12 protein-coding genes are annotated in these 15,266 nt (G+C 42.6%); 9 read left to right on the top strand and 3 right to left on the bottom strand.

The window, feature by feature from the left end; all coding sequences use genetic code 11:
• Positions 1–29 precede the first annotated feature (29 nt).
• Both HUS62_RS14045 and gorA read right to left on the bottom strand, forming a co-directional pair.
• A complete protein-coding gene (locus tag HUS62_RS14045; protein ID WP_175080025.1) occupies positions 30–761 on the bottom strand; it encodes a glutaredoxin family protein in 732 nt (243 codons plus the stop codon).
• A 183-nt stretch (positions 762–944) separates the two neighbouring features.
• Entirely contained in the window at positions 945–2,306 is a 1,362-nt protein-coding gene (gene gorA, locus HUS62_RS14040) for a glutathione-disulfide reductase (protein WP_175080024.1), read from the bottom strand.
• 151 nt (positions 2,307–2,457) lie between these two features.
• Here gorA and prlC point away from each other — a divergent pair, with 151 nt between their 5' ends.
• The 5 genes from prlC to HUS62_RS14015 all read left to right on the top strand — a co-directional run bounded on the left by prlC (position 2,458) and on the right by HUS62_RS14015 (position 9,252).
• Complete coding sequence (gene prlC / locus HUS62_RS14035; RefSeq protein ID WP_058583821.1) at positions 2,458–4,509, top strand: oligopeptidase A; 2,052 nt, start codon at positions 2,458–2,460, stop codon at positions 4,507–4,509.
• 109 nt (positions 4,510–4,618) lie between these two features.
• Complete coding sequence (locus HUS62_RS14030; protein WP_175080023.1) at positions 4,619–5,797, top strand: two-component system response regulator; 1,179 nt, start codon at positions 4,619–4,621, stop codon at positions 5,795–5,797.
• 43 nt (positions 5,798–5,840) lie between these two features.
• Positions 5,841–6,596 (top strand): class I SAM-dependent methyltransferase, encoded by a 756-nt coding sequence (locus tag HUS62_RS14025; RefSeq protein ID WP_062565979.1) that lies wholly within the window; start codon positions 5,841–5,843, stop codon positions 6,594–6,596.
• Between the two features lie 150 nt (positions 6,597–6,746).
• The gene (locus HUS62_RS14020; protein WP_175080022.1) at positions 6,747–8,672 is read left to right on the top strand and encodes a methyl-accepting chemotaxis protein; all 1,926 of its coding nucleotides are present in this window, start codon (positions 6,747–6,749) and stop codon (positions 8,670–8,672) included.
• A 106-nt stretch (positions 8,673–8,778) separates the two neighbouring features.
• Positions 8,779–9,252 (top strand): peroxiredoxin, encoded by a 474-nt coding sequence (locus HUS62_RS14015; protein WP_063529354.1) that lies wholly within the window; start codon positions 8,779–8,781, stop codon positions 9,250–9,252.
• Positions 9,253–9,340: 88 nt separating this feature from the next.
• On the opposite strand, the gene HUS62_RS14010 is transcribed toward HUS62_RS14015, so the two are convergent.
• Entirely contained in the window at positions 9,341–11,476 is a 2,136-nt protein-coding gene (locus tag HUS62_RS14010) for a S8 family peptidase (protein ID WP_175080021.1), read from the bottom strand.
• Positions 11,477–11,799: 323 nt separating this feature from the next.
• On the opposite strand from HUS62_RS14010, the gene HUS62_RS14005 reads away from it, so the two are divergent.
• From HUS62_RS14005 to HUS62_RS13990, 4 genes are all read left to right on the top strand, one after another.
• Entirely contained in the window at positions 11,800–12,984 is a 1,185-nt protein-coding gene (locus HUS62_RS14005; RefSeq protein WP_175080020.1) for an NAD(P)/FAD-dependent oxidoreductase, read from the top strand.
• A gap of 222 nt (positions 12,985–13,206) precedes the next feature.
• Complete coding sequence (locus tag HUS62_RS14000) at positions 13,207–13,488, top strand: Imm27 family immunity protein (RefSeq protein WP_175080019.1); 282 nt, start codon at positions 13,207–13,209, stop codon at positions 13,486–13,488.
• 209 nt (positions 13,489–13,697) lie between these two features.
• Entirely contained in the window at positions 13,698–14,045 is a 348-nt protein-coding gene (locus HUS62_RS13995) for a hypothetical protein (RefSeq protein ID WP_175080018.1), read from the top strand.
• A gap of 193 nt (positions 14,046–14,238) precedes the next feature.
• Positions 14,239–14,505 (top strand): hypothetical protein, encoded by a 267-nt coding sequence (locus tag HUS62_RS13990; protein WP_258536781.1) that lies wholly within the window; start codon positions 14,239–14,241, stop codon positions 14,503–14,505.
• Positions 14,506–15,266: the final 761 nt, after the last annotated feature.

The raw sequence follows: 15,266 nt of genomic DNA, 5'->3' as shown, positions 1-15,266 counted from the left end.
ACGCGAGGGTAATCCCTCGCGTTTTTGTATTAGCTAAATAGCATCCATATACCTGCGGCAATCATAAATAGGTTCTCACTCAGAGAGATAAAGCCGAGCGGCACATTACTGTCGCCACCAACACAGGAACATTTCAGTTCTCGTTTATCGATATACACAGCCTTAATAACCGATATCGCACCTATACCACCAATAAATAATGAAAATGGTGCAACAGCTAAGGCGGGTAATTTAGCCACCATACCTATCGCTACATACGCCTCGATAAATGGATAAACATAGGCGTAGGGCACGACACGCATGGCCAATAGGTCATAGGTAATAAATGAGTTAGAAAAGCTGAATAAATCTTGCAGCTTTTGTATCGCTAATACCGCCATTGATAATGCCACGAACAGCATCAGATTTTGCATAGAAAATAAAGCTTCACCGCTGGCATAAGTAAAACCGCAGCTTAGTAACATGGTCACTGCAAAAATCGCTAATACAGGGGTGTAACTAGTACCTTGCTGACCTGCCTCAGGTAGATTAAAAAAGTCGCGCAAATCATCGTAACCGCCAATACGTTTATCATTGATAAAGGTTTGTGGTGTGGTTTTTACATCATGCTGCTGTTTGAATTCGTCGGTTTGCTCACGGCTGGTTAAATGACGATCATCAACATCGTAACCATGACGCTCTAATAAATCTTTTGATTTTAAACCGAATGGGCAAATATGCTCATCGGTCACCATGCGATATAAAATTGCAGACTTAGACACAGTGCCTCCTTGTAAAAATGCCTTGAGTACTGCGTAAAAGTTACTTAATTACACAGTAAACAAGGGCAAATTCTTGCTATAACTGGTTACTTTATTAACAGTTACAAGGTTTGTGCCAGCTTTAAGCATCAAAAAACCTTGTGGCAGCACCACAAGGTTTTAAAATTGACTCGCAACGTGAGTTTATCTCATCGTTACAAACTCTTCTGAGCCAGTTGGGTGAATAGCCACAACTGCATCAAAGTCTGCTTTGGTTGCGCCCATCTTCATTGCAACGGCAAAACCTTGGATCATTTCATCGACGGTAAAGCCAATGCCGTGTAAGCCAACAACTTTTTCGTCTTCGCCAGCACACACTAGCATCATGTTACATGCTTGACGGTGCTGAGTAACTGCTGTGTACATTGCTGCAAAGCTTGATTTATATACTTTAACGTTATCGCTGCCGTATTGATCAATCGCTTGCTGCTCTGTTAAACCAATTGTGCCGATTGGTGGATGGCTGAATACCACTGTAGGTACTAGCTCGTAATCCATTTTTAAATCATCAGGTAATTCTTTATTGAATAAACGCTCTGATAGAGTACGACCTGCTTTAACGGCTACTGGCGTAAGTTCAATACCGTTTTCGATGATATCGCCAACTGCATATACGTTTTCAGCTGTGGTGTTTTGGAATTCGTCTACTTTAACGTAACCGCCTTCAGTTACTTCAACACCTGCCGCTGCAAGATTGATCTTGTCAGTTGTAGGTGTACGGCCAATTGCCCAAATAACTTGATCAACGTTTTGGCTGTGACCATTTTCAAAGTGAATTGTTAAGCTACCATCGCTTTCTTTAACTACTTCTTTAGGTGTGCAATCAGTGTGAAGAGTCGGGCCTTCTTTCGCCATAATCTCGACAAGTGTATCAACAATGTATGGGTCAAAAGTACGAAGTGGTTTGTTTTTACGAACAAACAGATGTGTTTCTGTACCAAGGCTATGAAGTACACCTGCGATTTCAACGGCAATGTAACCAGCACCAACCACAGCAACACGCTTAGGCTGTGCGTCTAGCTCAAAGAAGCCATTTGAATCAATACCAAGCTCAGCGCCTGGGATGTTAGGAATAGTAGGGCGACCACCAACAGCAACAAGGATATGGTCTGCCGTGTATAGCTCACCGTTAACTTCAACTGTTTTGTTATCAACAAACTTAGCAAAGCCATTGATTACAGTTACACCATTGCTAGATAAGTACTTGTTGTAACCTTGGTGAATACGGCCAATATACGCTTCGCGGCTTTCAACTAATTTAGCCCAGCTAAAGCTTTTTAATTCAACATCAAAGCCGTAGTCAGGTGCATATGCGTTAATTGCTTCAGCAATTTGTGCGCCGTGCCACATAACTTTCTTTGGAACACAACCCACGTTTACACAGGTGCCACCCATGTGTTTTGCTTCAATAAGAGCGACTTTTGCGCCACGCATTGCTGCACGGTTTGCAGAGGCAATACCGCCACTACCACCACCAATTGCAATGTAATCAAAATGCTGAGCCATAGTTTGTCCTCAAAAATAGATAATTCTTTATTAATTAATCGATTTAGTAATAAGTTGATAATAGCATAATAAAGACCAAGGTTAAGCCCCTTGTATTTCATCAATTCGCCCCAACTTCAAAATCATCTTCGCATAAAATTTGAGAACGAAAATGACAATTGCAGAAAATAACCCACTCATTGGTTTAGAAGGGCTTCCGCCGTTTTCTAAAATTAAACCAGCACACGTAGTGCCAGCATTAAAAGCAGCGATTGCTGAGTGTCGTACCAAAATAGATGAGGTACTGGCAACTAAATCATACACATGGAATGATTTGGTGCTTCCGCTTGAAGAAGCTGATGACAAGTTATCACGCTTATTTTCACCGGTATCACATATGAATTCTGTCGTTAATAACGACGAGCTACGTGAAGCCTATGAGCAATGTTTGCCGTTGTTATCTGAGTATTCAACGTTTGTTGGTCAGCATCAAGGTTTATACGATGCTTACAATGAGCTTCACAACAGTGACGAATTTAAAACACTAACGATTGCCCAGCAAAAAACCATTACTAATGCACTGCGTGATTTTGAGCTATCTGGTATTGCTTTAAAGCCTGAGCAACAAAAGCGTTATGGCGAAATCAGTGCGCGTTTATCTGAGCTGGCCTCTAAGTTTGGTAATAATGTAATGGATGCCACACTCGCTTGGCAAAAGCACATTACAGATGAAAGCGAACTGGCTGGTTTACCAGAGTCTGCGTTAGCCCTAGGTGCTGATACAGCTAAAAGCAAAGAGCTAGATGGCTGGGTATTCACGTTAGATTTTCCATCTTACTTACCAATCATGACTTATGCTGATAACCGCGAGTTACGTGAAGAGTTTTACACTGCGTTTGTGACGCGTGCATCTGATCAAGGCCCTAATGCCGGTGAGTTTGATAACTCTGCCATTATGAGCGAAGAGCTTGCCCTGCGTCATGAACTTGCCGAGTTACTTGGCTTTAACAGCTACGCGGATATGTCATTGGCGACTAAAATGGCAGAAACGCCAGAGCAAGTTTTCTCATTCTTAGAAGATTTAGCAGCTAAGTCTAAACCACAAGCTGAGCAAGAGCTTGCTGAGCTAACTGCCTACGCAAAAGACAAGCACGGTGTGACTGAGCTTGCTGCATGGGACTACGCTTACTACGGCGAAAAACTTAAGCAAGAGAAGTACGCGATTTCTGATGAAGTACTGCGCCCATATTTCCCTGCCAATAAAGTTTTAAGTGGCTTATTCACTACTGTAAATCGTTTATTTGGTATTAGCGTAAAAGAAGTCACAGAGTTTGATACTTACCACCCTGATGTACGTTTTTTCGAAATTTACGATAGCAGTAATACTTTACGTGGTCGTTTTTATCTAGATTTATACGCCCGTGATCGCAAACGCGGCGGCGCGTGGATGGATGACTGTATGGGTCGTAAAGTACGTGCTAACGGCGAATTACAAACCCCTGTTGCGTACTTAGTGTGTAACTTTAATAAAGCTGTGGGTGATAAGCCTGCTTTGTTTACGCATAACGAAGTGACTACGTTATTCCATGAATTTGGTCATGGTATTCACCATATGTTGACACAAGTTGATGCTGCACCAGTTGCAGGTATTAACGGTGTTGCATGGGATGCGGTTGAGTTACCAAGCCAGTTCCTTGAAAACTGGTGCTACGAAGAAGAAGCGCTGAGCTTTATTTCGGGTCATTACGAAACAGATGAGCCGTTACCAAAAGAGTTATTAGATAAACTCCTAGCGGCGAAGAACTTCCAATCAGGTATGCAAATGCTGCGTCAGCTTGAGTTCTCGTTGTTTGACTTTACTATTCACCATACTTACAAAGCGGGTGAGCCATGTAACATTCAAGCAACTCTTGATGATGTGCGCAGTAAAACGGCCGTTGTTAAAGCGCCAGCATTTAACCGCTTTCAACATGGCTTTAGCCACATTTTTGCTGGCGGTTACAGCGCAGGTTATTACTCTTACAAGTGGGCTGAAGTACTTTCGGCTGATGCGTTTTCTAAATTTGAAGAAGAAGGCATCTTTAACCCAGCCACGGGCGAAGCTTTCTTAAAGAACATTTTAGAGAAAGGGGGCAGTGAAGAGCCAATGGAGCTATTTAAAAAGTTCCGCGGACGCGAACCACAAGTTGATGCACTACTTAGACATAGCGGCATTGCTGCATAATAAAGTTTGTTGATCTAAAGCGCCGTAAGGCGCTTTTTTTATTAATATTTCTTCGCAAAATCACGCTCTCGTACTATCCTTCTTAAAAAAGAGTTTATAGGAATTAAGCATGTCAAAACTTGTATTAGCCATTGATGATGATAAATATATCCATCATGTGATTGAGGAATCGCTATCGGGCTTTTGCACACTGATCCATGCTAAAAATGGCGACGAAGGATTAAGACAGGCGTTAAAGTACAACCCGGACATCATTTTACTTGATATCGAAATGCCGGGTAAAACAGGTTTTGAGGTATGTAACGAATTAAAAGCAAACCCGCAAACAAAAGACACACCTGTGATGTTTTTATCGGGTAAAGCTGACCTACCAGACCGTGTAAAAGGCTATAACGCAGGTGCTGCTGATTACATTGTAAAACCATTTAATGCTGAAGAACTCATGGCACGTATTCGCGTGTTATATCAATATCGTCAGCACTCTAAAAAGCTTAAAAGTGATGTAGAGCGAGCGCAAATCACTGCCGAAATCGCGATGACAGATTCAGGTGATATGGGTCGTATAATGCGCTATGTTGGGCAAAGCTATCATGCACACGATATCAAAGCGTTATCTGAGCATATGTTTGAGTTTTTTAATCCGATGGAGCTCGATGTCGTACTGGCGTTTTGGTATCAAGATGTAGGCATATTTTGTAGTGCTGAGGGTGGGGTGTGTCCACTTGAGCAAGAGCTGCTCGAAAAACATCGTGATGCAAATCGCTTTGTTGATTTTAGCCATCGCACTATTATTAATTACCCTAAAGTGTCGATGCTGATCAAAAACATGCCACTTGATGATGCCCAGCTTTATGGTCGTTATAAAGATCTATTCCCGCATATTCTTGAGGTGACTAACGCCAAAGTACAAGACATGGAAAACAATGAGCGGGCAATGACTCAGGCGCAGCAAATTGGTAACTCGTTTAATGAGTTATCTGATCAAATGTACCAAAACAGTGATTCGCGCGAACATGCTGTAGAGAAACTTGCCGCCCAACTTGATGAGCTAAATAAGTCTATTGAGCAAAGTGGTTTATCGGGCAGCGACGAAGTCGCATTTCACTTGCAGCAATTAAAGCAAACTCAGCTGATTTTTACCTCACTCAATGAAGACTTATCGTTTATAAAGTTTCAGCTAAAGCATATTATCGAATCGCGTAGTGAGCTTTTAGCGAGCTTACAAAAAATGGCTGAGCCGAGTGAGACCGAAGATGTGACCTCACAAACGGATATCGAGCTATTTTAAGCCATGCTATACTGGCGGCGAATAATATAGCTCGGAGTTTTGCGTGGTAATTCATTGTCCTTTTAAAGAAATGCGTCCTTATTTAGATGCGATTGAACAGCGTTTTGGTTTGGCTAAGTGGGCTGAGCAAAATGCAGGTTTTTCGCTTCATTATGACGACCAAGGTCTTAGCCTGAAGAAAAAGGACGAGCCAAAGCTTGGTGCTATTCATGTTGATTTTGTAACGGGTGCTGCAGCCCATCGACGCAAGTTTGGTGGTGGTAAAGGGCAGGCTATCGCAAAAGCGGTTGGCTTAAACAAAGGTGCCACGCCTGTTGTGCTTGATGCCACTGCAGGCCTTGGCCGCGATGGCTTTGTACTGGCATCACTAGGTTGTAAAGTGATTTTGCATGAGCGCCACCCAGTGGTAGCTGCACTATTATTTGACGGCCTAGAACGCGCCTATAACGATGCAGAAATCGGCCCTTGGATGAAAGAAAACATGAGCCTAGTGTTTGGCTCAAGCCATACTTTACTGGCGCAGTGTAGTGATACTCCTGATGTTGTGTACTTAGATCCTATGTTTCCTCATCGTGAAAAATCAGCCCTCGTTAAAAAAGAAATGCGAGTATTCCAAGAGCTTGTTGGCGGAGATAGCGATGCCGATGATCTATTAGAATTTGCTTATCCGCTTGCTAGTAAGCGAGTCGTTGTGAAGCGCCCTGATTACGCCCCATTTCTAAATGACAAAACCCCGAGTATGCAAATCAAAACCAAGAAGAACCGCTTTGATGTATACGTAAAAGCTGCAATGGTCTGATACTAATCCGCAATATTAAGCGAATTGGTATTTATTTAACCCTTTTGGGTTAGTTGCTCTCGCTTTTACCTGTTATTTTTTACGGTTTACATCAAATTGTCATAAAAGGTTAATATTCTACGCGCGTAACGTTACTTGGGAATATCGTTTATGCGCGTGTCATCATTTACTCGGCTATTGGCCGTTTTACTCACACTCGCCAGTATCTTACTGGCAGCCACTCTGTTCTGGGCTAGTCAAACCTTACTCGGCTTAGAGCAGCAAGATAACGCTTATAATAAGCTGAAAAACACCATCATTATTGATTTAAAAAGTTACCTTGATGATTATTTAGAGCAAGGTGACAGCCAACACTTAAATAAAGCCTCAACGCTGATAAGCGATGTTAAAAAGCAGCATTTAGCTGAGCTACCTAAAGATCTAGCGGGTCAACTAAATAGCCAACTGACGGCCCTCGATAAAGACATTAACGGTAAGTATCGCGCTTTAGGTAAGCTATCGGGTAACGAAATGGCACTGCTCGATAACTCGTTAAGACAAATGGCAGGCTCTGCCTCATCATTAATTGGCTATGCACGTAAAGCACAGCCACAAACAGTGCTTGCGCTTGAATATTATCAACTTGCTGCTGACTACTACAGCGAAGTGACATCACTTGCTTTATATACTTACAAGTTAGTGATCAACTTTGATCAAGACACTAAAAACAGCCTTAATCAAAGTGTTGAAAACTTAAATGCCCTTGCTACTAAAATCGACAGACTCGAAAACCTAGGTGTAATGAGTGAAGTGGATGAAGACGCTTTATTTTTTGGTGAAGAAGCAGAAGATTTAGCCGGTGATATTAAAGCTGAACTAACAAGCTGGCCTAAACGTTTCCCTCGTGATTTAGCATCAACACTTGAGCAAGCTGAGCAACGACAAACCGGCATGCAAGCACTGCGCGAACAAATCGGCGCGTTGTCTGCAACGGTGCTCGGTGCAGAGCAAAAATTAAAAGATGAACAAAGTCACCTTAAGCAACAAGTGTTTATCGTGTTTTGTGTCGCTATTGGCATGCTGGTGGTTTTAGCGGCGGGTGTGTATTTTGTACAGCGTAACCAAGTGCTTAACCCTCTGCGCCAATTGCGTGATGGCTTTGCCTTCTTGATTGAAAGTAATGAGCTTAAAAACATTGAGAGTAAAAACCCGAAAACCGAAGTTGGTGAAATTGCTCATTACTTTAATCAATTAATTGAACGCCAGCGTGGTGAGGCAGAAGAGCGAGCACAAATGCTTAAGGTTATTAATGACTTTATGCTAGAAATGAGCGAGCACTTACATACCATTGCTCAGCAAACGGATGCCAGTCACTCTCAGGTTGAACAAAACCAAGGTTTACTTACTGATATTCAACACATTGGTGAGCAGGTCAATAACATTAATGGTCAAGTTGCTGATAACGCCAAACAAACCTTTGGTGCGATGGAGCAGAGCTTAGGCTTTGCCGAGAGCATGTTAACCGCAAGCTCTCGCACTGAAGAGCGCGTTGAGCAAGGTCTAGATAGCTTAAAAGAGCTATTAAAAGGCGTTGATGATGTTGGCCAAGTTATTGAGGTGATCAAAAACATTGCTGAGCAAACAAATCTACTGGCATTGAATGCGGCGATTGAGTCGGCACGTGCAGGTGAGCATGGTCGAGGCTTTGCGGTTGTCGCTGACGAAGTACGAAAGCTTGCCAGACAAACGCAAGGCTCGCTTGATGATATCAACAATCAGCTAAACCGCCTAAGTGAAAACTCAACCATGGTATCAGAGCAAATTAGTGCACTGGCTACCGATGCCGAGCTACAAACACAAAATGCTCAAGAGCTTAAACGGAATTCAGAAGGCGTTGCCGATAACGCGCAAGATGCTAATAAAGTCGCGTTTGATGCTATGGAGCTTGCTAAACAGCAAAATGCCTTACTCGAAAACTTTAGCCAATCAATGCATAGCATGAAAGGCCAAGTAAGCGAATCAAATGTTCTTGTGAGCGATATTCAACAGCGCCTACAAGAGCAAATGCACACCATTAAAACCAGCTTAGGTTTATAACTCTTCAAGGGGCGAGCAATGGTTTGCATTGTTTGCCCTTAAATCATGCGGTATTCAATTTTTTGGGTATATACTCTGTACTCTTATTTTCTTTCAAGGAATCACGATGATTGAACAAGGCCAAACTTTACCTGCAGCAACCCTTAGCGAATTAACCAGCGAGGGCATGCAAACCCTATCAACAGAGGCATTATTTGCAGATAAAAAAGTGGTGCTATTTGCGGTGCCAGGTGCATTTACGCCAACCTGTTCAAATGCCCACTTACCAGAGTTTATTACGCTAGCCGATAAAATTACCGCGAAAGGCGTTGATGCAATTTACTGCGTATCGGTGAACGATGCATTTGTAATGAAAGCATGGGGTGAAGCTCATAACGCTGAGCATATTCGTATGTTAGCTGATGGTGATGCAAGCTTTACTAAAGCACTTGGTCTAGATAAAGACACAGCTGGCTTTGGTGGCGTACGTTCAAAGCGTTATGCGATGATCGTTGAAAACCAAACGGTGACAGGGCTGTTTGTTGAACAAGACAAAGAGTTTGTAGTGAGCCGCGCTGAAGCTGTGCTTGAAAAGCTTTAATAGCAATTCGTTTTATTAATGTAAGTATAAAAAAGCCGGACGTAAGTCCGGCTGAAAAGTCCCAGGGGGATACTGGGGAGATCAACTATTAAGGTTGATACTGTGCATCCAATGTTACACCAGAGAAAGTACGGTAAGCATTTAAGCTTAAGTGCCACGTACCTGCTTGTGGATTACTGAATGTACATGTTTCTGCGTTACCGTTTTTGTACGGACGACAGTCATAGCTAGATGACGTTGGTTGGCTACCAAACTTAACGAATAAGTCAGCATCACCCGAACCACCAGACGTCGTAACAGTGAAGCTTGCCATACCTGCTGGTACTTCTAGCGTGTAATGTTTCCATTGACCAGCACTTGCAGAGATATCAGTCACTGTACCGCCACCTGCTTGTGGTGAACCTGAGCCTGAACCACCGCCAGAAGTTGTTAAATCACCCACAAGGCTAACACCTGAGTATGCAGAGTAACCATTCAGCATTACATGGTAAGTGCCTGCTGTTGGGTTATCGATAGAACATACTTCGTTGTTACCGCCTTCATACGGGCGACAATCATAGGTTGACGTTGTTGGTGCGCTACCTGCACGAACGTAAAGGTCAGCATCACCTGTACCGCCACTCATTGTGAAGGTTACGTTAGTTGCACCTGTTGGCACTTCCATTGTGTAGAAAGTTTGGCTGCTAGCAGAGCCACTTAAACCAGTGAGTGCTTGACCATCTTCTAATACGTTACCTGTTGGTGGTGGCGGTGTTGTGCCTGATGCAGCTGCAACAGCGGCTGCTGCATCAACAATACCTGTACCACAGCTTGTACATGTTGCTGGGAAAGAACGAGTTGTTGATTTTAAGATGCTTTCGATTTCATCAGGCGTTGCAGATGGTTTAGCTTGCTTGATTAGCGCTGCTACACCCGCAACATGTGGTGCTGCCATCGACGTACCTTGCGAGTAGTGATATGAATCGCTGCTTGGGCCTGTAGAACCTGAGTTGTGTGTTGATAACACACCTTCAGAATCATTCGCAAAGCTTTGTGCGCCACCCGGTGCTGCAACGTCAATATTGCTACCGTAGTTTGAGTAGTAAGCACGACCACCGTTACGACCAACAGATGCAACGTTTACAACGCCATTACAGTTACCTGGGTTGTAGTTTGCAGAGTTATCGTTATCGTTACCCGCTGCAATTACAATTACAGAGCCGTTGTTACGCGCTTGGTTGATAGCGTTTTGTGTTGTAGAGCTACATGAACCGCTACCACCTAAACTCATGTTAATAACATCAGCAGGATTAGCATTTGTAGGTACGCCAGAAACTGAACCACCTGAAGCCCAGATAATACCGTCAGCGATATCAGAAGTTAAACCACCACATTTACCAAGTACACGTACAGGAACAACTTTTGAGTTGTAAGCAACACCGGCAACACCTTCACCGTTGTTAGTTACTGCTGCAACAGTACCCGCAACGTGCGTACCGTGCCAGCTTGAGCTTTGCGCACCATGTGTGTAACCACATTCGTTAGCGCTGATTGCATCACCCGGATCGCGTGCATCGCTATCACGACCACCACCATCGTTAGCTACAGAAACATTAGAGATCATGTCATAGCCTTGAAGGATGTTGGCATTTAAATCAACATGAGGGCGGTAACCTGTATCAAGTACCGCAACAACTACACCGCTACCCGTTGCTGTATCCCAAGCCGTAGGAAGGTTAAGTCCACCCGCTTGCTCGTAGTAGTGCCATTGGTCGTCATAACGTGGGTCGTTAGGCGTTGCAAATGGCTTTAACATTTGGTCGATTTCGATGTATTCAACGTTACCTGATGCAACCATCTCTTGCATGAATTCTTGTGCTTCTTGAGCAGAAAGTTTTTTATCAGCACGCATTACGTGGTGATTACTCATTGCCATTGCACGAACATATTGCGCTTTTACTTTACCTTTTTTGCTGGTGAAGTTTTTAACAAAGCCTTTTGCTTTTTTGTTCATCATAGTCGGCGTTTGTTCTGCTGCCGACATTGTCATCATTTCATCACTGTTGTTTTTATACTTGATGATGAATTGTGTACCAAAGCCTTCTTGGCCTTGTAATTTCGCCGCAGTTTCCTGCATAGATGGTGACATAAGTTGGTTTGGAGTAGCCATTGCTGCCGTCGTCCCAAACAACGCAGTCAAGCTCAGTGCAATTGCGCACTTCTTCAAGTTGTTGTTAGTTGTCATAATGATCCCTAGATTGTTATGTAAATCTCCACGATGTTTTTCGCGAAGGGGGACAAAGGTAAAATAAATGTAAATTTAGTTAAAATATCGTTTTATTATGGTTGTCTCTATTTTGGTTATAACTAAATGTATAGACGTCTAAACTAGTCTTTTTGTGGTTCTTTTTAGTGATTTTCTCATAATAAAGTTATAATTTTGTGGTTTTGAGTTTTTACTTTATTTCGTTTTTTGGTTTTATCTTTTTTGTAAAAACACCTCAGTGTTAACACAGCAGCGACAATAACTTGTTATAATCAGCTAAATTTTTTTAGTGAGTATGAGTAATGACCCAAGTAGATGTAATTGTGATTGGCGCCGGTGCCGCAGGTTTGATGTGTGCTGCACAAGCAGGCTACCGTGGTCGCAATGTTACTGTGCTTGATATGGGCAAAAAGCCGGGCCGTAAAATATTAATCAGCGGCGGCGGGCGTTGTAACTTCACCAATGAAAACGCAAGCCCAGACAACTACTTGTGTGGCAACCCTCACTTTGTAAAATCGTGCCTAAGTCGTTATACCCAGCATGACTTTATAGAGCTGGTGGACCGTCACGGCTTGGCGTATCACCATAAAACGCTGGGTCAGTTATTTTGTGATAACAGCGCACAAGATATCGTCGACATTCTTTTAACTGAGTGCGAGTGGGCGGGGGTTAACATAGCGCTGCGTAACGAAGTACTCAGCGTGACAAAAACCGATGCGGGCTATGAAGTTATTACTGAGCAAGACAGCTATCAATGCGAATCGTTAGTTGTCGCATCGGGCGGATTAACCATGCCTAAGCTCGGTGCATCACCAATTGGTTATAAAATTGCCGAGCAATTTGGTTTAACAGTGCTACCAACCATGGCGGCATTAGTGCCATTTACGTTGCACCAGCACGATAAAGATCGCTTTGATGGGTTATCGGGGATCAGCATTCCTTGTCTGGTTACCAGTGAAGATGGCACCCAGTTTAAAGAAAACATCTTGTTTACTCACCGCGGCCTTTCAGGCCCAGCGATTCTGCAAATCAGCTCTTTTTGGCGTGCAGGGCAAACTGTGTACATCAACTTGTTACCCGAGCTCGATTTAAAACAGCAGCTTGAGCAGTGGCGTCAAAGCCAAGGGCAAAAGTCACTAAAAAATACCCTTGCGACAATTTTACCAAAGCGTTTTGTTGAAATGCTGCACGACACGAAAGCGATCCCTGATTGCAATGTAAACCAGCTAAGCCATGCACAAATCGACGCATTACATGACTACATTCACAATTGGCAAATTAAACCCAACGGCACCGAGGGTTACAGAACGGCCGAAGTAACGCTTGGCGGTGTAGACACCGACGAGTTAAGCTCTAAAACCTTCGAAGTGAAAAAGTCACCGGGCCTGTATTTCATCGGCGAAGTCACCGACGTCACCGGTTGGCTAGGCGGCTACAACTTCCAATACGCCTGGAGCTGCGGCTTTGCAGCAGGGCAGTATTGTTGATTTGAGTTGCTAGTTGCTAGTTGCGAGTTGCTAGCTTCTAGGGGAAAGATGTTAGTGGTTAGTGGTTAGTGGTTAGTGGTTAGTGGTTAGTGGTCAGGTCATAGGAGCTAGGCTCTAGGAGCTAGGTTAGCACTTGCTTGTAGGTCGTGCTTTAGCGCGCTGGAGGGATTTGTAATCCGAAACTGAAAAGTACCAGAAGAACAGTATTTAGGTTGATAAGACATGAATCTAAGGAAAGATGAAAACAAATTAATCGGTAAGCATGTTTTTTTAAACGGTAAAGTTGTGGCGGATAAAGTGGCACAGCGAATTGATTATTTAAAAAATAACGTAATGTTAGTCGTTGCATATTCCGATGATGGGTGGTCAACTTTACTGCGAGATCCTAATGATGGGCGACTCTGGGAGCTAATATACGACGACTCAGGCTCTCATGGCGCAGGTGCACCGAGTTTGATTCACTTAACGCTGGATAATGCGAAAAACAGATACAAATTCAAGTAAGAGAATTAATGAACAGCTAACGCTGTCGAATCAAAAGCCTCGCACTCGCGGGGCCTTGTTTTTTCTAGCTGTGGTGGCTTGGATTTTGTTTTCAAGACTGGCTAAGCTGCTCAATGAAAAGAACCGCTTGCTGGCATGGGTGAGGTAGTGACAAAAAGCAAAACCTGCTCCCATGTGTTTAAAGCGCAGAAAAAGGTGCATGATTTTTAATGACTGAAATTACAAAAATTCAAAGATTGGTATGTAATGAATTTAATGCTGACTTTGTATCATCTCCCGAAGATATGAAAGTTGGGATTTCTCGTAACGTCAAGCAAGGGGTTATTCCTATTAATGGACTAAGACACTCCTCTGAAGGAGATACAACAGGTTGGTACATTTGGGGGGGAGATGAGTTTTCTGAAGAACCTGATTTTTTCGTTCCTCTTCATGTTGCTCATTTAGGTGAGTGGTGTCCTGATATCAAAAAATTTCTTGCGCTACCTCCGGGTTATAGGTTTTTAATCGCAGGAGATTATGTTGATGTTTGGTTTGATGAGTCTTTATTAAATATTTGACGACATAGTTTGAATTCTAAGCTTCACACTCGCGGGGGCTTTTTGTTGTTTTCAACTTTGATGATATTCTCGATAGATTAATTAATTGTGTGGTATCCAATTTAAGATGAAAGGAATAACTCATCTGCTAGAAGTTCAACAGAAGTGTTGTGAACACTATAGTGCAAAATATACACCAGTTGACGAGGAGCAAATGGTAGTAATATCTGACGGTGTATATGAGGGGCTGCCTTTAGAAGGAGTTCGTTACCCTTCACCGGACCATATGAGCGGTTGGTGGTTAACCACTGACGAATATAATGGAGATATTTCGAGTTTAAAAACGGTTCACTTTACTCATATTGTAAAATATAGACCTGAAGTAGCTATTTATATGGCTTTGCCACCTGGTTATCGATTCATGCTGGGTGGAGAGCAAGAACATGTTTGGTTTGATGAAGGAGTAGCAAACGACGAATAGATAATATCTTTTTAATTCAGAGCTTCGCACTCTCGGGCTTTGTTCTTAATAAACATGGCTCAAAGAAGAAACTCGATATCTTATATTTGCACCTAAAGCCTAGCACCTAGTAACTAAACTAGACAACTATAAGGTTACCCATTTATTTTTCATGCATATGATAGGTGGTAAGTAGTTAAATAAAACCATTGGGGTTAAGCTAAATTATTTTCTGATGCCATGGGCGAGGTAGTGGCAAAAAGCAAAAGCCCATGTGTATGTAAATAACCTAGATAAGTAAGTATAAAGCTGGAAGAAAATGATTATTGAAATTACGAAGTGGTCCACGGGTTTTAGAAAAATATCTTTTAATAAGGTATTGCGTCGAGAGTTGAAAATGACGATTGTAGAGGCAAAGACCACTGTGAATGAAATTCTTGTGGGAAATATTGTAAGGCTGCCATACACAAAAGAGTTGGAACTCGAGATTAAGAAAGCAGAATTATTTTACGACCTTATTGATGATTAAAAATTAAGAGGATTCTACCTTAGTTTGAATCCAAATATATTCTTAGTGGAATCTGGGGTTGTTTTCAAAAACAGTGACTCAAAGAAGAAACTCGATGTCTTTTATTTGCGCCTAGCACCTAGCACCTAAAACCAAGAATCAATACTTGCCACCACAAATGACGCCCTACATAGTTTTGATAGCTGATAGCTGATAGCTGATAGCTGATAGCTGATAGCTGATAGCTGATAGCTGATAGCTGATAGCTGATAGC

It is taken from the genome of Pseudoalteromonas sp. 0303 (assembly GCF_013349995.1).
In the GTDB taxonomy this organism is placed as follows: domain Bacteria; phylum Pseudomonadota; class Gammaproteobacteria; order Enterobacterales; family Alteromonadaceae; genus Pseudoalteromonas.
Note: the sequence above shows the minus strand (reverse complement) of the source record. Positions and strands in the feature narration are given on the sequence as shown.